Genomic DNA, 20,794 nt, shown 5'->3' on the forward strand with positions numbered 1-20,794 from the left:
CTTTTGATACATCCTTTTATTTTTAATGAATATTTTGCTTCAAATAATCAGACAAGCGCGTAATCGCTGCGGCTACAATTTTGATCTGTTCGCCCGCTTCATGCCAACGGCGTTGCTCAATCGCTTCTCTTACACCAGGTACCGTTTTAACACCATAGCCTGTGTAGAACCCAGGTGCATACAAGGTATGCTTATACCATGGCCTGTTGGGCAATCCCTCATTATATAATAACTGCTGTTCCGCCTGATACAGTGCCTTGTTTACAGCTGGCGTATTAATCGTTCCTTTCCTTGCTGCCAGTTGCTGCGTAATCGTATCTAAGCCAGTAAGTGCATTTTGCAATGGAGAGAAATCAATGAAAGGCACCGGATCTTTTACAGAAGGAGGCGCCAGATGCTTTGCTGTATCTGTAGTATACAGGTATTTCTTTTCATTGATCAATCTGTTCTCTATGGTGGTGGCCTCTCTCATAGAACCAGCCAGATCTGCCAGTTCTGTTGCGTAAACATTTACTGTTTCATATAATTTACGAAAATCAAAAGGCAGGTTAACGGAGTTGGCTATACGCAATACAGTATGACCGGCTGCTTTCGATAAGGCCACGCCATAATCAAAAGTAGGATCTTTAAAACGACGATAATCATCATAAGAATCGTAAATAGAGTGATACTCGCCCCCCTGATCTTCGCCACCAAAGCCGTAATCCAATGATGGTACGCCCAGATGCTGTAAGAAGGAGGAGTAATCACTACCAGAACCCATCGCATTGATATTGAGGGTACTCTTGCCTAATTTATCGGCTTTCAATTTAGGAGTGGCAGCACGCATAACGTCCATCGCTAGTCTGCGATCGCGGATACTGATATGTGTCTGCGGGTCTTCAACATCACGACTCACTTCATTTACGAGTGTTTCCAATGCATGTGAACCGCTGGCATTAAAAAAACCACGGCCATTGTTGTCAGAGTTGATATAAGCCACTGCTTTCTGTTGCAACTCGGAAGCATGGTCTTCTACCCATTCTGTAGAGCCCAGCAGCCCTGGTTCTTCGCCATCCCAGGCGCAGTATACGAGCGTTCTTCGAGGGCGATTACCTGATTTCGCAAGGTCGCCGATAGCTTTGGCTTCTTCCAACAACGCGGCGAGTCCACTGATAGGGTCAGCGGCGCCGTTTACCCATGCATCATGGTGGTTGCCGCGGATAACCCATTCATCGGGAAATTCGCTTCCTTGTAACCTGGCTACCACATCATGACATGGACGCAGTTGCCAATCGAATTTAAGTTTAAGATGCACTGGGGAGATGCCAGGTCCTACATGGTAAGTGAACGGCAGTCCACCTTTCCAGTCATCTGGAGCAACAGGGCCTTCTAGGGCCTGCAATAGTGGTGCGGCGTCATGATAGCTGATAGGCAGTACAGGAATTTTCAGCAGGTTAGTTGCCTCCTGACGTTCCAAACGCTTAGCATCAGCCGTAGCGCCGGTATTGGGTGTCAGCGGATCTCCAGGATAGATTACCATATCCATTACCGAACCACGTTGTACACCATATTCATTTTTGAAAGCCCCTTTAGGATATACCTCACCACTCACATAGCCGTCGTCTTTAGGATCGGAGTAGATAATACAGCCAATTGCACCGTGTTCCTGTGCCACTTTCGGCTTGATTCCACGCCAGGAGCGACCATATTTAGCAATAACGATCTTTCCTTTCACATCCACGCCCATTCTGGCCAGGTAGTCATAATCCTCTGGCAGGCCATAGTTTACAAAGACAAGATTGCCGGTAACATCTCCATCAGGACTCCAGCAATTATAGGTTGGTAGCTGGCCTGATTGCCCGGAGGTAGCGTCTTCCTTCAGGGCCGGCTCTTTCAGCAATGCTTTATAAGGTTTGGGGCCAGTAACTTCCAGTATTCTTTCCTGGGGTATGGGGAAAAGAACCTGGTAGGTCACTATTTCTGCCTGCCAGCCATAGCTATTAAACCTGCGCTTAATCTCTTCGGCAACTTCTTTTCCTCTGGCAGAACTAATGTGATGTGGCTGTGACGAGAGTTCCTTGATAGTAGCCCCTATATTGGCGGCACTCAGTTGTTGGTCAAATTGCTTCTCCAGCTGTACCTGTTTGCTAACAAGACTATCGGGGAATCCTGTCAGCTTTTGTTGGGCATTGGCATATCCGCTGAATAGCAGGAACCCCGCTGCTATTCGGACAAAAGGCATTTTCATCATAATGATTCAGATATTGTTGGTTGAAATGGGTTTATACTTTCAAGATACAAAAGTCTATTAAATTCCTAGACTGTTTTTAACCGATTTCTAAACGATATAACTTTTAGTTATGATCCATAAATACAGGTTATAGGGCAAACAGTCTACTTAACAAGTAGATTAATCTATATTTGTGATTCCTTTCATAGCTTAGAGCCTGAAATGAATTTAAATCACATAGTAAAAGCATATATATGGGAAAAGCAATTGAGGAGTTTAATGACTATAGAGCGAAGATGAATGAAGTGATATTGGGCAAGCAGAATAAGGTGATCAACCGCCTGTTCAACCTTGATACCAATACTTATGCAGAAGGGGCTTTGAGCACTAAAACCAAGGAGATGCTGGGTTTGGTGGCATCGATGGTATTACGTTGTGATGATTGCATCAAATATCATCTTGGAAAGTGCCATGAACAGGGCATTACAACCGAAGAGATGTACGAGATTTTTGCAGTGGCCAACATTGTGGGCGGTACTATTGTGATCCCTCATACACGCCGGGCTGCAGAGTATTGGGAAGAATTGACAGCACAGTGATAATGGATTTACAGTCTTCTGTCGTAACTTTACAACATAGATCAATATATATTTAACTCATACAAATGTCAACAGCAACTATAGCTCCGCAGGCTCTAACAGCAAAAGATTTTGCAACTGACCAGGAAGTACGTTGGTGCCCTGGCTGCGGCGACTACTCTATATTAAAACAGGTTCAGACAATCATGCCTTCACTGGGAGTACCACGTGAAAACATCGTTATAGTATCCGGTATTGGATGTTCGTCTCGTTTCCCTTACTATATGAATACTTATGGTATGCACTCGATCCATGGTCGTGCTACCGCCATTGCTTCAGGTCTGAAGGCTGCACGTCCTGAGCTGAGTGTATGGATTGTAACTGGTGATGGCGATGGTCTGTCTATCGGTGGTAACCATACCATTCACCTGCTGCGTCGTAACTTTGACGTGAACATCATGTTATTCAACAACCAGATTTATGGTTTGACCAAAGGTCAGTATTCACCTACATCTGAAGAAAATAAAGTTACCAAGTCCACACCATTCGGCAGTATCGATCATCCATTCAATCCCATGGCCCTTGCGCTCGGAGCAGATGCGACCTTCATTGCCCGTAGTATGGACCGTGATCCTAAGCATTTACAGGAAATGCTGAAACGTAGCCACGCACATAAAGGTGCTTCCTTCCTGGAAATCTACCAGAACTGTAACATCTTTAACGATGGCGCTTTCGAAGTATTTACGGAGAAATCCAGCAAAGGAGACGAAACTATCTTTGTAGAGCAGGGTAAACCACTGGTATTTGGAGCACAGAAAAATAAAGGCGTCCGCCTGGATGGCCTGAGACCAGTAGTAGTGGAACTCGGCACGGAATACAGTGAATCAGATCTCTGGATTCATGACGAGAATGATTTCTACAAAGCGCAATTGCTTACCCGCATGTTCGATGATCCTCGTGTGGAAGGACATTTACCACGTCCTTTCGGTGTGTTCTATCAGGCACATCGTCCTACTTACGAAGATATCATGGCGTTCCAGGTTTCCGATCTCCTTGAAAGGAAAGGCCCTGGCGACCTTGATAAACTGTTTGCAGGAAACGAAACATGGACGATCAGGTAACATTGCTTTATTTCATAATATCAAAAAGGGCTGTCTCTACTTAGTAAAGACAGCCCTTTTCATTTATCTGGTAAAATTAAATTAATGTCCTAATCCTGTTGGATCAAAGAAAATTTTGTACAGTAATACGGCTCCGAAGATAATCATACTGGCACCTGAAATCCTGTTTAACCAAGTGACATTGTTCAAAGTCAGCTTATGACGCAGCTTGTCAGAAACAAATACCTTCAGGATATCCATAGAAACCACCATGATAAGGCAGATACCATACATCGCTACTTTATAGGATGTAGGAAATCCACTGTTAGCTATACAAATGGGTAACCAGAAGATGATCACGCCCGGGTTGAGCGTATTCATTAGAAATCCGGCCAGCCATATTTTAAGGTAATCATGGGTGCGGAACATTTCTGGCTTTTCATCGCCAGTACTGATCTTTACCTTCTTGAAGAGAAATGAGTATAAACCCATGCCTATCAATAAGATACCACCACAAATACCGATATAACGGTTATATTCGGTCAGGTCAGCAATGAATGCTGTAGAAAGGTTTCCTACAGTAACAAACATGATATCGCTGAAAGAAACACCCAGCGCAAAGCTGATACCTGCCTTAAAGCCGTTGTTAACGCTGTATTTTATTATGGCGAAAATCACCGGGCCTACCGACACTGACAAAACTAATCCCAGTCCCAGCCCCGCTACAATTGCTGTAATCATGCTTTAAAGTTCCTGGTCTTCGTTGGTAGATTATTGCTTTACGGTTTTCCCTTCCAGAAATTTCTCCCAATCCTTCAGCTTGTCACCCTTCATTACTCTCGGGAACTTATTCATGGCGCCTTCCTTGCCTTTGCAACGAAGGTAGTCTATGAAAACATCGTTAGGCAATACTTCTACAAACACCTCTTTAAGTGCAGAAGTTCTTTCCACCGCATAGTCATCATTCACATCAGCCAGGGTTTGATCAATGATCTCGCGTACACGACTGGCATCTACATTAACGCTGTCTGTGCCAATATACCAACGATGCGCGAACAGGTTCTCATACGGGAACCCAGCCACTGTAAACTCTTTAATAGTAATACCCAGTTTTTTCTGGACATTATCTATTGCTTTATTCATGTTGTCGATACTCATATGCTCCCCGCAAAGGCTAAGGAATTGCTTGGTACGACCAACAATAACTATTTCATGTTCTTTTACAGAAGAGAATTTCACTACGTCGCCAATCAGGTAACGCCATGCGCCGGCACAGGTCGACAACATCACTGCATACTCCACATCTTCCACCACTTCATTGATCATGTAGGCTTTAGGATTCGGTTTTACCTCTCCTTCTGCATCGAAGTTCTCTTCATTGAATGGAATAAATTCAAAGAAAATACCCGCATTCAATACAAGCTTGATCCCTCTGGTTCCTGGACGGGCCTGGAAGCCGAAAGATCCTTCAGAAGCCATATAGGTTTCAATAAACGTAATTGGCTTTCCAAGCAGTTTCTGGAAACTTTCACGATATGGCTCAAAAGAGACCCCACCATGAATATAAATAGCCAGATTCGGCCAGATTTCGTGAATATGTTTAACGCCGTGGTACTTGATAATTTCTTCAAATACAATCTGTACCCAGGCAGGCACACCACAAACAGTACCTACATCCCATTGAGGGGCCTTGCGTACAATCAGCTTGATACGCTGTTCCCAATTGGGTTTACGGGAGATTTTACCACCAGGCTTATAGAAACGACGGAACCAACGGGGAATATTCTTGGCTTGGATACCACTCATATCACCCTCATAGTAGTCGCCTTTTTCAAAGAGAGAGGTTGTACCTCCCAGCATTAATATCCCCTTTTCGTAGGATTTAGCTGGGATGTTAAAGTTTGCCATGGAGTACAGCTGCTTCACACCTACCTTCTTCACAGTCTTTAACATATCTCGGGTAACCGGAATATGTTTGCTGGCCGACTCAGAGGTACCTGAGCTCAGCGCAAAATATTTGATCTTTTCGGGCCAGCTAACGTTTTCTTCCCCTTCCAGACAACGATACCACCATTCTTTATGCATTTTGGTGTAGTTGTGCACAGGTACTTTATCCTTATAAGCGCTGATAAAGTTTGGGTTATCCAGCACTTCCTGGAACGAATAGTGGCGTCCAAATTCAGTATCCTTGGCCTTCTCCAGCAACCGGTGTAACACCTGCAGCTGGTACTGGCGCGGTGTTCCTAATTTAAATGTGAACTTTTTCCTGATCCTGAGCGACCTGGAAATAAGATTTCCTATAATGGCCATTAAAATGTCTATTAAACTGCAAAAATATCGAATTATATGACCACTTGCGTATCACCGCTTAGTGGTAGAAATCCGCCTTCTTTTTCGTAATTCATAATTACCTTTGCCTCATGTTAAAAGCAACATTGCTCAAAGCTACTGAAGCCGGCGCAGAAATACTTAAACAATATTTTAACGGCCCTTTTGAGGTTAGCAGCAAAAGCTCCCTCAACGACCTCGTTACAGAGGCAGATAAAAAATCTGAACAAGCTATTATTAAAGTGATCCGCGAGGCATTCCCCGACCACTTCATCCTCAGTGAGGAAGCGGGTGCCATCCCTTCAGAATCCAATGTTAAATGGATCATCGATCCTATAGACGGCACCGTCAATTTCGCCAATGGAGTACCTCTCTGCTGCGTATCAATCGGTGTGGAAAAAGATGGTGAAATGATTCTTGGTGTAGTATATAATCCTTTCATGAACGAATATTTCTTCGCAGAAAAAGGAAAAGGCGCTACACTCAATGATAAACCTATCAGCGTTTCACAGAACGGCAACTTTGACCAATGCCTGCTGGTAACCGGCTTCCCTTATAAATGGGAAGAATCAGCCAATAACCCGCTTGTCATTTTCGAAAGAATCATCAAAAAAGGTCTTCCTGTACGCCGCCTCGGCTCTGCAGCCATCGACCTTTGCTGGGTTGCCTGCGGCCGCTTTGATGGGTTTTATGAACATCACCTCCAGGCTTGGGATTCCGCTGCAGGATTCCTCATCGTAGAAGAAGCCGGCGGTAAAGTAACCGACTTCAACGGCAACAGATATTCACCTTACCAAAAAACTATTCTGGCCACTAACGGCCATATTCACCAGGCCTTACAAAACCTTGTAAACGGCAAATAACTATGGAACAGGAAAGAACAGAAATTAGTGATCTCGGTGAATTTGGTCTCATCGACTACCTCACCAGAAATATCGAAATACAAAACGCCAGCACTGTACTCGGCGTTGGCGACGATGGAGCCGTGATTGACCACTTCGGTAAACAAACCGTTATCAGTACAGATATGCTCGTAGAAGGTATCCACTTCGACCTGATGTATGTGCCCATGAAACACCTGGGCTACAAATCAGTAGTAGTAAACCTTTCCGATATTTACGCCATGAATGCTACTCCTACTCATATTACTATGAGCCTGGCATTCTCCAACCGCTTCTCCCTCGAAGCTTTAAACGAATTCTATGAAGGCGTTTATGCTGCTTGCGAAAAGTATGGCGTAGACCTCATTGGCGGCGATACCAGCAACTCACAGAAAGGCCTTGTGATCAGCGTTACCGCCATCGGCGAAGTAACACCGGATACCTTCGTGAAAAGGTCCACCGCACAAAACAAAGATCTCCTCTGTGTATCCGGCGACCTCGGCGCGGCCTACCTCGGACTGACACTCCTCGAAAGAGAAAAGAAAATATATCTCGAAAATCCACAACTAGCGCCAGATCTCGAAGAACAAACCTATATCATCGGCAGACAACTGAAACCTGAAGCCAGAAAAGATATCATCGAATTTCTCCAGGAAAGCGATATCAAACCTACAGCCATGATGGATGTTAGTGATGGCCTCAGCTCCGAAATCCTTCACATCTGCAAACAGAGCAATCTGGGTGTAGTACTGTATGAAGAAAAAATTCCTATCGCACAGGAAAGCAAAGAAATAGCACTGAAATTTGGTCTGGATCCTACTGCCTGCGCTTTAAGCGGTGGCGAAGACTATGAACTGCTGTTTACCATGAAACAGGAAGACTATGATAAAATTGTGCTGAATGAACAAATCAGCGTGATTGGATATATGACAGACATAAGTGAAGGCGCACATATCCTCACTAAAGGCGGCAACAAATTCAAACTGGTTGCTCAGGGCTGGAATGCCTTTGAGCAATAAGGTCTCCATATAATTCGAAGGGCTGACTAAAATAATTTTAGTCAGCCCTTTTTATTTTTATTCCACTGTAACCTGGATTACATGGCTATTATGCGTTGGTGGCAACGGCCACTGAAACACACTGCATTTCAGCTGGTATCTCCCTGGTTGCTGCGGCATGATGATATCAATTGTATTCAATCTTCTGGTAATGGCTGTTGATAAAGTGAGGTTAGTTTTTACCGGTGCATAAGAAGAATCTTTTGTGGTAAATCCATATCCAATCACAGCTTCATTCTTCCAGTTAATTGGCACTGAGCGGTGGTAGCCATTCTCCGGTTGTATCACCAGACTTACATGCTCCCCTTTCCTTGCTTTAATTTTAGTCATGGCTGGCTTAAACTGGATCAGACTATAAGAATAATAAGCCGAATCAAGATAGTAATCCCAGGTACCATGGCCGGTTTTAATGCTGTCAGTAATTGGCAAATCACTACCAATCACTATTACAGGCTTACCCCATAACTCAGTTTCTGTGTCCCAGAAATTATATTGGCTTCTCCTGGAATAGCGTGAGTTCAGACTATAAGACAGATGCCCGGTGTAGAACATATATTTAGAAGGCAGCTGATAACTGTTGATAAACACTACTGGCTTATCCCCTGCCACAGCAGCCACTTTGGAGGTCCATTCTTTATTGTTGTGTATCTCTGGTCTGATATCCAGTCCTGGCGCAAAATCCCAGATCATATATATTCTCACCACCAAAACCAGCAACAGTGATATCGGCAACGTATATACGAAAATACGGCCTTTCCAACCTTTACGTTTAATCGTTTGATGGGCCAGGATTACCGCCGGTGTAAATAGCATCACCGTCCAGTTGGCCTCTACCCTTCCTTTGAAAGTGCTGATCAGGAAAAACACCAGTACACCTACCAATGAAAATTTCAAGGCCCGTTCGAAGGTATGTTGTATTGGACAGATGATCGCGTAGTATAATAGCAGCCAGCCCAACAGCGGCCCAAACAGCAACAGCTGTCCGCCCAGATAATCCAGCGTATAGCTGATATCATAGCTGCTGGCATTTCTTTCTATCAGATGATATTGAAGAGAAGGAAAATCATGTACATACTGCCACACGATATGTGGCATGAAAAGCAAAGTGGTTATTATACAGGCAACATAGAACTTCCAAACACGCAACAGACTGAGATTGGACAATACCGTGAAGAACACCAGTAATACACCGTGGTATTTGCTGTAAAACATTAATGCCATGGAAATCGCCAGTAACAAGGTATTTTTCCAGCTTTGCTCGTCAATGAAAACCTTATAGGCCCAGAAATACAGAGCAGCAAAGAAAACAAGCGGCACATCAGGAACTGCCAGCATACCACCGATCTGCATGGCTCCCATCGAACCCAGTATCAGGTAATATAAACGGTTATCTTCTTTTGTTAATAGTTTGGCCGTAACCCACAAGGTGAGTGTATTTACCAATACTACCAACAAACGAACCCCCAATTCATTATGGAAAATGCTGTAGCCTATTTTGATGAAGAGCGCGATCATGGGCGGGTGATCGAAATATCCCCAATCGAGATGACGAGAATATACCCAGTAGTAGGCCTCATCGTCCCAGAGCTCAGAAAAGCAGGCCTGAAAGAGGCCCAGCAAGAGCCAGCCCAATAAAAACAGGTTGCGGTATTGATTTTTTGAAAAGAAATGAGGAATACCCATGCGCGCTAATGTAAAAGTTTAGTGCGAAGATAGTTATTAACAGTAAACCACTGTTTCTCCATTCTCCGGGATTACCAGGAATGAAGCCTCACAGCCTGGCGCAATGCGACCAATGCGGTTCTCCAGGCCCAATGCCTGCGCAGGATACAATGATGCCATCCTGATTGCCTCCCGCATACTGCAAACTTTATTTTTAGCGCAGTTACGCACGGCTTGTAGCATCGTGAGTCGGCTACCAGCCAATACGCCAGCATCATTTACAAATCGATCTTTTTCTTTCAGGTAGATATAAAAATCTCCTTCTTTATTTTCCTCCACTGCATCTGTAATGAGGTACAGTCTGTTGCCCATTATTTTTTTGCTGATACGAACCGCCGCAAAATCCACATGGATACCGTCAGCAACTATGCTGGCATATACTGATGGATGATCATAGATTGCACCAACAAGGCCAGGAGCCCTGCTTTCCAGTGGCGACATGGCATTAAATAAATGAGTAGCATGATGAATACCATTTTGAAACGCCGTATAGGCTTCTCCGTAAGTAGCATTACTATGCCCGGCATAAATGATAATACCAGCATCTTGTAATTGCTTCACCAGCGCAGAATCACAACATTCTGGTGCCAATGTGATCATCTTCACCACATCTTCATTCTCCAGAATCATATCTATATCTTCCTGCGTAGGCTTACGAATATACTCAGGGCGATGTGCACCTTTCTTTACAGGGTTAATGAATGGGCCTTCCAAATGTAGCCCTAGTACGCCTTTCCCACCTTTTTCCCAATATGCTCTGACGGCCCTTATTGCATCCAGTACTATATCATCTGAGATAGTAGCAACGGTAGGCATAAAATAAGCAGCACCTCCTTTCTTACAAGCTTCATAGGTCGCTTTCAAAGATTTTACACTAGGATAGAGGGAGAACACCTGTCCGTTGCCGCCATAGACCTGCAGATCTACTAAAGCTGGTGCCATGTAAGCGCCTTTCAGGTCAATAATCTCATGATTATCGTTAACTTCTTCCGTGGGTACGATACTGGTAATCAAACCATTATCGACATTTACAGCGTGGTTCTTCAGTAGTACCTCACCAGTAAATATAGTGGCATTAACATAAGAGGTGGGCATATCGTCAGCTTTTAGCGTTTATCTCGTATAACTCTAAAGGTAACCCATCGGGATCAGCAAAAAAAGTAAAACGCTGATTTGTATGCGGATCAATTCTTATTGGCTCTGTGACTACACCTTTCGCCGTTAGATCTTTCACAGCCAATTCTATATCAGATACAGCAAAAGCCAGATGACGCAAACCCTGTGCCTCAGGCCGGCTTACACGCGCGGGAGGATCAGGAAAAGAGAAAAGTTCTATCACATAGTGATCACCTATAGCAAGGTCCAGTTTATAAGAATCACGCTCTTCACGATATACTTCGCGGATGATATTCAATCCCAATACTTCTGTATAAAACTTTTTACTACGTTGATAATCAGCGCAGATTATAGCGATATGGTGTATGCCGTTCAAGATCATTCTGGTAAAATTAAAAAGGGCTGATACAAGTATTTATCCTGATCAGCCCTGGAATATGTTTAATGATATGTTTATTAGTCAAGGATGGTAAAGACATCAGCATCTTTCAGGAAAGGAATTTTTTTCCTTACATCATCTAGGTGCTCACGTTGAAGGGTATACGTAAATATATCCTGATCATGCGCTTTTTCATAGATGATTTCTCCCATTGGGTCGATCAGGCTGGAATCGCCACTATGGTAGATATTGTTACCATCGTTACCAACACGGTTTACGCCAATAGCGTAGCATTGATTTTCGATGGCACGTGCACGCAGCAACGACTTCCATGCTGTATTACGACGCTCCGGCCAGTTGGCCACATATACCAGCACATCATAGGTAGGAGCACCAGTTTCAGGCTGTAATGTATTTCTTGCCCATACCGGGAAACGCAGGTCATAGCAAATATTGAGGTTGATCTTCCAGCCTTTTACAGAGGCGATCAGGCGTTTGCTACCACCTTCATAATGCTCATGCTCTCCAGCATAACCAAAGAGATGACGTTTATCGTAAGTACCATAGGTCCCATTGGGCAGCATCCATACCAGACGGTTCAGATAGTGACCATTTTCTTCGATGATCAGACTACCGGTTAAAATGATGTTCTTTTCAGCCGCCTTCTTCTTCATCCACTGAAATGCTGTTCCATCCATGGTTTGTGCAAGTCGCTCTGGCGCCATGCTGAAGCCGGTGCTAAACATCTCCGGTAAAAAAACTACTTCCGTCCGCTCTCCAATGTTGTTGATCTTCTCATCAAACATGCGAAGGTTGGCATCTATATTCTCCCAATATAGCTCGGACTGGATAAGTGTTACTTTTAAATCTGACATCTTAAAAAATTATAGCTACAAATTTACAATCAGACTGATTAGAAACTTTTTAAATTATGCCTTTACAATTCGCCATTATTTGCGATTTGTTCAAGCGCCTCACTGATAAGTTCCTGTTCAAAGCCTCGTTGTAAAAGATATTGCATGGTCTTGTATTTCCTCTTCAACGGAATCTCTTTGCTGAGTGAATGATACTTCTTCTCGGTCAATTGCTGCAGTACTTTGTAATAATCTTCTGCGTCAATCTCCTCCATTCCTTTTCTGATGCAGTAATCAGATACCTGTTTCAGTTTCAATGACTGACGGATCTTCTTTCTACCCCATTGCTTCATCCTGAATTTACCGCCAGCATAGGCTTTGGCAAATCTTTCCTCACTCAAAAAATTCTCTGCAATCAGCGCAGCAATAGCCTCTTCTACTTCAGGTCCTCTCATGCCGAGTTCCAATGCCTTGTACTTTACTTCAGAATGACATCTTTCCTGGTAGGCGCAGTATTGTCGTAGTTTTTCCAGTATTACCTCAGACATTCAAATTATCTTACAATGCGCAGTTTAGCGTAGTTAAGCATGATTTTCTTTTCGCCCCCGCCTTTAGGGAATACTACAGTGGCGATACGATTATTAGGCGCTCCTTCCATAGCAGTAATGGTACCGAAACCGAATTTCTGGTGTTCTACCTGCATGCCAGGCTCCATCGTTGCCGGATCATCAGGCGCAAAACCAGGTGTAGGCACATGCGTAGATGCAGGTCCGGATGCAGGTTTTGGCGCAGGACGAGGTCCGGATGGCTGCTGTTGCGGTGCACTTGCAGGCGCTTTTTTCTGCATTCTGTCAAACATATTGCTACCACCGCCAGCGCCCCAGCCACCGCCATTGGTGCTGCCAAACGCATTACGAATAGCACCGCCGCCAGCATAGCTGCGATCTATAAATTTCTCCGGCATTTCCTCCAGGAAACGGCTAGGTTCATTTTGTACAAGATTTCCGAAACGATAACGGCTATTAGCGTAAGTAAGCCACAGTCGTGCTTTGGCACGGGTTATAGCTACGTAAAACAAACGTCTCTCCTCTTCCAGTTCTTCACGGGTATTAATAGACATACCACTAGGGAACAAGGTTTCTTCCAATCCCACCGTAAATACAACTGGGAATTCCAATCCTTTCGCCGCGTGGATAGTCATCAGTTTCACCACGTCGCTATCTTCTTTACCCTCGTTGTCCGCATCAGTGAGGAGAGTAATCTGCTGTAGATAAGAGCCCAGGCTCTTATCTAACAGTTCACCTTCTTCATCAGGGGTTTCAGTGAACTCCTTGATAGAGTTCAGTAATTCCTGCACGTTTTCATAACGGGCAAGCCCCTCCGTAGTTTTATCGTTAAAGAGCTCTTTTACAATGTTGGTAGATTTTCCCACATTAACAGCAATGTCATAAGCATTATGCTTACCCAGCATTGCCTGGAAGCTGCGAATCATAGTCACAAATCCATCTATGGCTTCCAGTGTACCACCTTTGAAACCGAATTCCTTTGCACGTTCCAGCACTTCCCACATGGTGATGTTATGCTCGTTGCTAAAGACAATGGTTTTTTCAATAGTCGTTTTACCGATACCACGCACTGGATAATTGATGACACGTTTGAGACTTTCCTCATCACGGGTATTCATCAAAATGCGGAGATATGCGACAAAATCTTTGATTTCCTTGCGTTGATAGAACGATACGCCACCATAAATACGGTAAGGAATTGCTTTTCTGCGTAGGCTTTCCTCAAAGGAACGGCTTTGCGCATTGGTACGATAAAGGATAACAAAGTCGCGGTTATCGTAGTGATTACGCAGCTTTTGTTCTGCAATAGTATCCGCTACGAATTTACCTTCTTCATTGTCTGTATTGGTACGTACCAGTTTAATCGTATCACCGTCACCGTTATCAGTCCAGAGATTTTTTTCTATCTGGCCTTTGTTATGTGCGATTACCTCATTGGCAACGTTGAGGATAGATTTAGTACTACGATAGTTTTGCTCCAATTTCACTACACGTGCATCATCATAATCTTTTTCGAACTGGAGAATATTCTGAATGGTAGCACCTCGGAAGGAATAAATACTTTGTGCATCATCACCTACCACGCAAATATTTTCGTGTACCGCACCAAGTAATTTGATGATTTCGTACTGAGCAGGGTTGGTATCCTGGTACTCATCGATCATGATATACTTGAATTTGTGCTGATATTTATGAAGTGTTTCTGGGAAGCTTTTCAGGAGCACATACATTTTGAAGAGCAGGTCATCAAAGTCCATAGCGCCGTTTTTAAAACAGCGTTTGGCGTACATATCGTAGATTTTACCAATAAGCGGGCGGTTAGCACGCATATCTTCCTGCTGTATATAGTAATCGTGCTGATACTCTTCTGGTCCCATCAGGCTGTTTTTAGCAGCAGAGATGCGATTATAAACGAAAGCCGGTTTATAGTGTTTATCGTCGAGATTCAGTTCGTTGATAATCGTTTTGAGAACGCTCTTGGCATCATCCGTATCGTAGATGGTGAAATCATTCGGATAACCGAGTCTGTGCGCTTCTGCACGGAGTAAACGGGCAAACACAGAGTGGAAAGTACCGATATAGAGGTTTCGCGCTTCATTGCTACCGAGGATACGCTCTACACGTTCTTTCATTTCACGTGCAGCTTTGTTGGTGAAGGTAAGCGAGAGGATATTGAATGAATCTACACCGTTTCGCATAAGATGGGCAATGCGTGTGGTGAGCACTTTCGTTTTACCGGATCCGGCGCCAGCAACGATCATCAAGGGGCCATTGATATGAATAACTGCTTCGCGCTGCCGTTCGTTCAGCTCATCTAAATAATTTGCCTTCATCACGAAAAATGGTATTTATAAATATTTTGTTAGTTGTAGATATTCGAAGGGTGTAAAAGTACAAAAAACCTTCGGAAGAAAAGTTCCGGGGAGAGTAGGATATGGAGAAAAGTGGTAATGTTCCAAACAAGTACGGGGAAATAATATGAGGCATAGCTACTTCAGATAACTGAAGCCCGCAAACAACAGAACAATAATGACGTTCCGGTTATCTGTTTTACGGTCGAAACAGATAATCAGCATGGCTTTCCTACACTTTTTTGCTCACTACAGGGTAATCATAGATTGTAGCGGCTACATACTTTAGGTATTGCCGAGGGTTTGCAGGCTTCCGTTATCAAAAAGCCCTATATATAACTTCTTTAATTGCGTGTCGCTTAAGGTAAATCTCGTTTAAACAATTTTCAGCAGATCAGTGTCTGGTTATTCTTGTTTTCAGCATTTTACGGGCAAAATGGATACGACTTTTCACGGTTCCTAGTGGTTCGTTTAGAATAGCTGCAATTTCATAGTATTTATACCCTTCAAAATAGAGCAGGAAGGGTTGTTTGAAAATGATAGGCAGATTATAAACGGCCATCTGAACGTCTTTTACACGGTGCTCTGATTCTGCGAAATTACCGACAGCAGAAGGCTGATGACTGAGCAGGTAGTCACCAACAGCGCTATCGAGTAATCTGTACTGACGATTCCCTCTTCTGTAATTGTTAATAAAGATGTTACGCATAATAGTATACAACCAGGCCCTGATATTGGTACCTGCGAGGTATTTGTCGCGGTTAGATAGCGCTCTGAAAAGGGTTTCCTGGTAAAGGTCTTTAGCCGATTCAGAGTCTTTCGTTAGTGTAACTGCGTATGGACGCAGAAAATCGGCGTTTCCTAGTAACAAATTGTTGAATTCGGTGGATGACATAACGGTTAACTTTAAATTTTTCGAAATACACTACAGTAAGCAACTCCTCTTTGGGAGCAGGGAGAAATGGAAGACTTGACAGAGATGGTAATCACCGGGGCTCCAGATCGGTGCAGCTGCCTGTCTGCGATGGCTATTTAAGTCGAGGAGGTATCAGCACCTGCTTATTAGCCTTTTATCGTGCCGTTAATCTGGTGTTTTTAGTTTCATAGTGATGCGTTTTAGTTAGAAAATATGCTTGCATATGGGGCAATCGAAAAAAATAAGGGTAAAATCCGCGGGGCTCATCCTTTACGGAGCCTTAATGACAAAGAGATCAACATAATTCCCGAAACAATCGCATAAAAGCCAAAGATCCAGGTCAGGGTAATGGCAGCAGCCACCGGCTTAGATATCAGCATTATGCCAAACAAGATAGTTAGAACACCACCAAGAATGTACCAGCCTTCTCCTGTGATTACTTTCCTCAGTCTGATAGCAATTACTAATTCAAACAAACCGGCTATGATAGCCCAGAAAGCGACCAAATAAATGAGCGCCGCCCCTGTTGCAAAAGGATTAATTATAGTCAGGACTCCTAATACTATACCAACAATTCCGGATAAAAGAAACACCCCCCAATTTTCAGATGACTTTCGGGCTGCGAATGCACCCGCAATAGCGAAGATACCGGCAATGAACAGATAGGCACCCAGGAATACTACCAAAGTTGTGAAAGTGGCACCAGGCCAGAAAATAGCCAATACGCCCAAGATCAGGGCAAATATTCCCCTTAGCAAAAAAATCCACCAATAAGCGCTATAAAAATTAGGCATGCATTCCTTGGTTTATGGTTTCACAATCCGCTCTATTATTCGGTAGGGTATGCGGTTACAGTGTCATTAGACTTTTTTCGAAAAACAATAACAATCTCATGAAAATCAGAATGTTACTACCAGTTCTTACATTCACTACTTTGTTGTGCGCAAATAGGCTTTTTCTTGCATCCACAGTATGGAGTTTTTACCCCATTTTGTATATAAGCACAGCAGCAGGTGTTTTCATTTGGATATTTTAGACATATAACTGGGGAGTGGAGTATCGAAATTTGCTATTCCAACATGCTTAGCCCCTCCTGAAACAGTTAAATACCAATTGAACAACAACAGGTTAATCAAAAATGTTTAACAGGTGCTTGACTCTCGAAAAATTAAATCGCCGTAATTCACACAACTGACAGCAAAAATCATCTAATAGATTCACATACTAATAACAACATATATGTTGTTTCTTTAAGACTAGGACTCTATTATAAATTTATAAAATTTTGTTAAAATAAACAAAACCTTTTAGGGCTACAGACTTCCCAAATTTTCTGACCTCCATGATTTTGCACGGGTCACTAACTGTAACGGGCATACGAAAATAATTTTGTATGTAATGGTTATTTTGATGCTGATGCTTTCGCTTTTTATTTTTCATCCAGGTCCACCACCAACCGATCTGTCCTATTAGCAATCAACCAGGCCGTATAGTATACCAACTGTGCTCTCCTGGCCAATAACGAAAAGTTGATCTTATCTACTGTATCACCCGGCTGGTGATAATCCGCATGTGTTCCATTAAAATAAAAAATCACTGGAATTCCCTGCTGTGCAAACTTATAGTGGTCTGACCTTCTGTAAAAATCTTCCGGATCATTGGGGTCGTTATATTTATAATCCAGCTTGAACTTCGTCAACCCGTTCGCCATTTCATTCAATGGCCTTAACGCTGAACTCAACTTGTTATCACCAATGACATAAATATAATTAGTATCCCGTTCATGTGCAGGATCTATTCTACCAATCATATCAATATTAAGATCAGCGACCGATTTTGATACAGGATACACAGGATGACTAATATAATATCCAGATCCTAACAATCCTTTTTCTTCTCCTGAAAACAACATAAATACTATACTTCTTCGAGGTCCATGTCCTGCAGCCTTCGCCTTCGCAAAGGCGGTAGCAATCTCAATTACAGCTGATGTTCCTGAGCCATCATCATCTGCACCTGGATATAGATGATCATCAGATATACCTAAATGATCATAATGTGCAGTCACAAAAACAACTTCCTCTTTCTTATCTGTTCCTTCTATATAACCAAGTACATTGGATGGACGATAAACATTGCTTTTCTTATCAAGCTGAATATGAATCGGCACCCTAACGTGGACAGGTATACGTAGATTCTTATTTCTGCTGTCAAACAAAGTATCATCATATGGTTTCCCAAGCAAATCCGCAGCCATAGCGGGTGTTATAAAATACATGTTAGGCGCAGTACTCTTTTCACCAGGCATGTACAAACCTGTACGACGTATACGTTCCGTACTTAATAAACTATAATTTTTTGCATGTGGGGAGATGACCAATAAAGCTTTTACACCAGCGGCTTTGGCTGCTGCCAACTTATTATACGAACTGCCCCACTCACGCGGCAATCCACCAGGTACGCCTTCTCTTATTAATACAACTTTGCCTTTTACATCAAGTCCAGCGTAGTCATTAAAACGCGCTGTATTCAAGCCATAGCCAATATATTGAATATGATCTGCATCAATATTTTCTGCCTGACTATCGAATAAATCTGTTATAAAATCTTGTCCAAAATAATAATCCTTATCTCTGACACGAATAATACCTGTAAGAAGTGTATCGGCATACATTTCATAAAACTGTTCCCATTGGCCATTATTACCCGGTTGTAAACCTGCATCACGGAACTGCCTGATAATATATGCTGCTGCTTTTTGTTGTCCACGGGTAGCTGTTTCACGTCCTTCCATCTGTGGGCTCGCAATTACTTCCAGCTGGCGACGTAAGGCTGCGGGTGTGATTGTTCCGGCATAAGGTATTGCTTGGGTTAATAACGCTGAATCAGCCTCCTGTCCGGTACATGATGTAGCAATGATCAGACTTAAAAAATTTACAACAACAACACGGGAAAGTTTCATGGAGCGTATGGTTTTGCAATGGAATCCGCTTATCATAACACGAAAAAGAGCCGGGATGTTCCCGGCTCTATCAAAATACAAAAATTTATAAGAATCTCCTGCTACTGTTACAAGCAGGCCATTTTTCTAACACGATCCTGATGGCGGCCACCTTCAAATGGTGTATTGATAAATATTTCAACCATCTGCGTTGCCACCGGGATATCTACAAAACGAGCAGGAATACATAACACATTTGCATTGTTATGTGAGCGAGCCAGTCTTGAAAGCTCTTCTCCCCAGCAAATCGCTGCACGGATGCCCTGGTGTTTATTGGCTGTAATAGCTACACCATTTGCGCTTCCACAAACGAGGATGCCAAAAGAGGCTTCCCCGCGTTCTACAGCTGTAGCCACCGGATGTGCGTAATCCGGGTAGTCTACAGAATCTTTAGTGTATGTCCCAAAGTCTTTTACTTTCAGGCCTTTTGCTTCAAGAAATGATATCACTTCCTCTTTATATTCAAATCCTGCATGATCAGAACCTATCGCTACTGGCAGAACAGGATTAAAGGTATTTTGTTCCATAACAACTAAAATTTACAGTTTAAAGCTGGCTACTCATTTACTGATCCCTTAAGACCATTCTTCAATCTCTTCTTCTTTTTTACCTTGCTTCGCTTCACGGTCACGTAATGCTTTTCCTGATATGAAGATGCTGATTTCATACAGCAGGTATAATGGCGTAAATACGATCAGCTGATCAATAATATCCGGCGGCGTGATTACGGCTGCCAGGATCAGGATTACTACTACTGCATGCCTGCGATATGAACGAAGGAATTTAGGGGTAATAAGACCAAATTTCGTTAAGAAAAATACCAGTACCGGTAATTCAAATAAGATCCCCATACCTAATACGATCTGGGTCATCAGGTCAAAATAGTTATCGATCAGGAACTGATTGATTGCTTTTTCAGTAACGGTATACGATGCCAGGAAGTTGATGGTAAAAGGGGCCATCAGGAAGTAGGCAAAGAATATTCCGAGGAAGAACTGGAAAGATACCCAGAATATCACCCCTCTGGCACCTTTGAGTTCTTTCTCTTTTAAAGCTGGCTTCACGAAACGCCAGAACTCCCAGAAAATATATGGGAAGGCACACACAAAACCGATTACAAATGCCAGTTTGAATTGTAACATGATCTGCCCAACCATTTGGGTATTCATGAACTGCACCTTTACAGGCGTGATACATAATGCATCTTTAAGTCCAACGGCATGACCCAGGTTACAAAGTACTCTATATGTAGGGAAGGTCGCATTGGTAGGCCCGAATATCACGCCATCCAATATCTCTTTTGTATATAGAAAGCCAAATATGCTGAATGCGACAATTGCCAGTACTGACCTAACGATGTGCCAGCGGAGATCTTCCAGGTGATCGAAGAAAGACATCTCTGCCTTATCGTTATTTTTCGCGAAAAATTTCTTTAACATGTTCTAATCCCAAACTGAGTTGAAAACGGTTCTAATAAGGATCACAAATATAGCTGATGGAAGGTAGAAATTACAGAACTGTTTTACGAGGGAATCATTCTTAGGATAGTGTTAGCGGAAATGCCATGCTATATCGATTTTCTCGCAGTGTTTGCAATCGGCGGAACTGCGCGGCAGACTTGCATTCACGTACGCGGAAATAGAGATGATAGCGTCCAAAACCAACGCCATGGCGACAATTAATATTTGCTTAAAAATATATCAGCGGTTATATGGAGATGTGTAGAGATGGT

The 20,794-nt window shown here is 43.0% G+C and carries 18 protein-coding genes; 4 read left to right on the top strand and 14 right to left on the bottom strand.

What is annotated here, in order from left to right; genetic code table 11:
- Positions 1-22 precede the first annotated feature (22 nt).
- Positions 23-2,233: a transferrin receptor-like dimerization domain-containing protein gene (locus ACE38W_RS20840; protein ID WP_375834176.1), complete on the bottom strand. Its 2,211-nt coding sequence runs from the start codon at positions 2,231-2,233 to the stop codon at positions 23-25.
- Between the two features lie 233 nt (positions 2,234-2,466).
- Here ACE38W_RS20840 and ACE38W_RS20845 point away from each other — a divergent pair, with 233 nt between their 5' ends.
- Both ACE38W_RS20845 and ACE38W_RS20850 read left to right on the top strand, forming a co-directional pair.
- Positions 2,467-2,811, top strand: coding sequence for a carboxymuconolactone decarboxylase family protein (locus tag ACE38W_RS20845; RefSeq protein ID WP_375834178.1), 345 nt, complete (start codon positions 2,467-2,469; stop codon positions 2,809-2,811).
- Between the two features lie 65 nt (positions 2,812-2,876).
- Positions 2,877-3,911, top strand: a complete 1,035-nt coding sequence (locus tag ACE38W_RS20850) for a 2-oxoacid:ferredoxin oxidoreductase subunit beta (RefSeq protein ID WP_375834181.1) — start codon at positions 2,877-2,879, stop codon at positions 3,909-3,911.
- Positions 3,912-3,992: 81 nt separating this feature from the next.
- On the opposite strand, the gene ACE38W_RS20855 is transcribed toward ACE38W_RS20850, so the two are convergent.
- Both ACE38W_RS20855 and ACE38W_RS20860 read right to left on the bottom strand, forming a co-directional pair.
- Entirely contained in the window at positions 3,993-4,631 is a 639-nt protein-coding gene (locus tag ACE38W_RS20855; protein ID WP_375834183.1) for a LysE family translocator, read from the bottom strand.
- A gap of 30 nt (positions 4,632-4,661) precedes the next feature.
- Positions 4,662-6,200: a GH3 auxin-responsive promoter family protein gene (locus tag ACE38W_RS20860; RefSeq protein WP_375834186.1), complete on the bottom strand. Its 1,539-nt coding sequence runs from the start codon at positions 6,198-6,200 to the stop codon at positions 4,662-4,664.
- Positions 6,201-6,310: 110 nt separating this feature from the next.
- Here ACE38W_RS20860 and ACE38W_RS20865 point away from each other — a divergent pair, with 110 nt between their 5' ends.
- Together ACE38W_RS20865 and thiL are read left to right on the top strand one after the other, a co-directional pair.
- Positions 6,311-7,081 (top strand): inositol monophosphatase family protein, encoded by a 771-nt coding sequence (locus tag ACE38W_RS20865; RefSeq protein ID WP_375834188.1) that lies wholly within the window; start codon positions 6,311-6,313, stop codon positions 7,079-7,081.
- A gap of 2 nt (positions 7,082-7,083) precedes the next feature.
- On the top strand, positions 7,084-8,118 hold the full coding sequence (gene thiL, locus ACE38W_RS20870; protein ID WP_375834190.1) for a thiamine-phosphate kinase: 1,035 nt from the start codon (positions 7,084-7,086) through the stop codon (positions 8,116-8,118).
- A gap of 57 nt (positions 8,119-8,175) precedes the next feature.
- Here the strand turns inward: thiL and ACE38W_RS20875 are convergent, their stop codons facing one another.
- The 11 genes from ACE38W_RS20875 to tatC all read right to left on the bottom strand — a co-directional run bounded on the left by ACE38W_RS20875 (position 8,176) and on the right by tatC (position 20,501).
- The gene (locus ACE38W_RS20875) at positions 8,176-9,840 is read right to left on the bottom strand and encodes an ArnT family glycosyltransferase (RefSeq protein ID WP_375834192.1); all 1,665 of its coding nucleotides are present in this window, start codon (positions 9,838-9,840) and stop codon (positions 8,176-8,178) included.
- A gap of 36 nt (positions 9,841-9,876) precedes the next feature.
- On the bottom strand, positions 9,877-10,974 hold the full coding sequence (gene nagA / locus ACE38W_RS20880; RefSeq protein WP_375834194.1) for an N-acetylglucosamine-6-phosphate deacetylase: 1,098 nt from the start codon (positions 10,972-10,974) through the stop codon (positions 9,877-9,879).
- 4 nt (positions 10,975-10,978) lie between these two features.
- Positions 10,979-11,377 (bottom strand): VOC family protein, encoded by a 399-nt coding sequence (locus ACE38W_RS20885; RefSeq protein ID WP_375834196.1) that lies wholly within the window; start codon positions 11,375-11,377, stop codon positions 10,979-10,981.
- 74 nt (positions 11,378-11,451) lie between these two features.
- Entirely contained in the window at positions 11,452-12,249 is a 798-nt protein-coding gene (locus ACE38W_RS20890; RefSeq protein ID WP_375834199.1) for an amidohydrolase, read from the bottom strand.
- Between the two features lie 62 nt (positions 12,250-12,311).
- Positions 12,312-12,776: a regulatory protein RecX gene (locus ACE38W_RS20895; RefSeq protein WP_375834201.1), complete on the bottom strand. Its 465-nt coding sequence runs from the start codon at positions 12,774-12,776 to the stop codon at positions 12,312-12,314.
- A 5-nt stretch (positions 12,777-12,781) separates the two neighbouring features.
- Positions 12,782-15,127, bottom strand: coding sequence for an ATP-dependent helicase (locus ACE38W_RS20900; protein WP_375834325.1), 2,346 nt, complete (start codon positions 15,125-15,127; stop codon positions 12,782-12,784).
- A 412-nt stretch (positions 15,128-15,539) separates the two neighbouring features.
- Positions 15,540-16,040, bottom strand: a complete 501-nt coding sequence (locus ACE38W_RS20905; protein ID WP_375834203.1) for an RNA polymerase sigma factor — start codon at positions 16,038-16,040, stop codon at positions 15,540-15,542.
- Positions 16,041-16,324: 284 nt separating this feature from the next.
- The gene (locus ACE38W_RS20910) at positions 16,325-16,855 is read right to left on the bottom strand and encodes an HdeD family acid-resistance protein (protein ID WP_375834205.1); all 531 of its coding nucleotides are present in this window, start codon (positions 16,853-16,855) and stop codon (positions 16,325-16,327) included.
- A 635-nt stretch (positions 16,856-17,490) separates the two neighbouring features.
- Positions 17,491-19,023 carry a M28 family peptidase gene (locus ACE38W_RS20915; RefSeq protein ID WP_375834207.1) on the bottom strand — a complete coding sequence of 511 codons (1,533 nt, stop codon included), beginning with the start codon at positions 19,021-19,023 and terminating at the stop codon, positions 17,491-17,493.
- A 107-nt stretch (positions 19,024-19,130) separates the two neighbouring features.
- Positions 19,131-19,589, bottom strand: coding sequence for a ribose 5-phosphate isomerase B (gene rpiB, locus ACE38W_RS20920; protein WP_375834210.1), 459 nt, complete (start codon positions 19,587-19,589; stop codon positions 19,131-19,133).
- A 48-nt stretch (positions 19,590-19,637) separates the two neighbouring features.
- Positions 19,638-20,501 carry a twin-arginine translocase subunit TatC gene (gene tatC / locus ACE38W_RS20925; RefSeq protein ID WP_375834213.1) on the bottom strand — a complete coding sequence of 288 codons (864 nt, stop codon included), beginning with the start codon at positions 20,499-20,501 and terminating at the stop codon, positions 19,638-19,640.
- Positions 20,502-20,794: the final 293 nt, after the last annotated feature.

Source organism: Chitinophaga sp. Hz27, assembly GCF_042263525.1.
In the GTDB taxonomy this organism is placed as follows: Bacteria; Bacteroidota; Bacteroidia; order Chitinophagales; family Chitinophagaceae; genus Chitinophaga.

Bases quoted from the DNA above. Each gene is read 5' to 3' on its own strand.
- ACE38W_RS20885 (WP_375834196.1), bottom strand. From the start codon at position 11,377: ATGATCTTGAACGGCATACACCATATCGCTATAATCTGCGCTGATTAT.
- ACE38W_RS20855 (WP_375834183.1), bottom strand. From the start codon at position 4,631: ATGATTACAGCAATTGTAGCGGGGCTGGGACTGGGATTAGTTTTGTCA.
- ACE38W_RS20905 (WP_375834203.1), bottom strand. From the start codon at position 16,040: ATGTCATCCACCGAATTCAACAATTTGTTACTAGGAAACGCCGATTTT.
- rpiB (WP_375834210.1), bottom strand. From the start codon at position 19,589: ATGGAACAAAATACCTTTAATCCTGTTCTGCCAGTAGCGATAGGTTCT.
- ACE38W_RS20900 (WP_375834325.1), bottom strand. From the start codon at position 15,127: ATGAAGGCAAATTATTTAGATGAGCTGAACGAACGGCAGCGCGAAGCA.
- thiL (WP_375834190.1), top strand. From the start codon at position 7,084: ATGGAACAGGAAAGAACAGAAATTAGTGATCTCGGTGAATTTGGTCTC.
- ACE38W_RS20875 (WP_375834192.1), bottom strand. From the start codon at position 9,840: ATGGGTATTCCTCATTTCTTTTCAAAAAATCAATACCGCAACCTGTTT.
- ACE38W_RS20915 (WP_375834207.1), bottom strand. From the start codon at position 19,023: ATGAAACTTTCCCGTGTTGTTGTTGTAAATTTTTTAAGTCTGATCATT.
- ACE38W_RS20840 (WP_375834176.1), bottom strand. From the start codon at position 2,233: ATGATGAAAATGCCTTTTGTCCGAATAGCAGCGGGGTTCCTGCTATTC.
- ACE38W_RS20845 (WP_375834178.1), top strand. From the start codon at position 2,467: ATGGGAAAAGCAATTGAGGAGTTTAATGACTATAGAGCGAAGATGAAT.
- ACE38W_RS20910 (WP_375834205.1), bottom strand. From the start codon at position 16,855: ATGCCTAATTTTTATAGCGCTTATTGGTGGATTTTTTTGCTAAGGGGA.
- ACE38W_RS20865 (WP_375834188.1), top strand. From the start codon at position 6,311: ATGTTAAAAGCAACATTGCTCAAAGCTACTGAAGCCGGCGCAGAAATA.
- ACE38W_RS20850 (WP_375834181.1), top strand. From the start codon at position 2,877: ATGTCAACAGCAACTATAGCTCCGCAGGCTCTAACAGCAAAAGATTTT.
- ACE38W_RS20890 (WP_375834199.1), bottom strand. From the start codon at position 12,249: ATGTCAGATTTAAAAGTAACACTTATCCAGTCCGAGCTATATTGGGAG.
- tatC (WP_375834213.1), bottom strand. From the start codon at position 20,501: ATGTTAAAGAAATTTTTCGCGAAAAATAACGATAAGGCAGAGATGTCT.
- ACE38W_RS20860 (WP_375834186.1), bottom strand. From the start codon at position 6,200: ATGGCCATTATAGGAAATCTTATTTCCAGGTCGCTCAGGATCAGGAAA.
- nagA (WP_375834194.1), bottom strand. From the start codon at position 10,974: ATGCCCACCTCTTATGTTAATGCCACTATATTTACTGGTGAGGTACTA.
- ACE38W_RS20895 (WP_375834201.1), bottom strand. From the start codon at position 12,776: ATGTCTGAGGTAATACTGGAAAAACTACGACAATACTGCGCCTACCAG.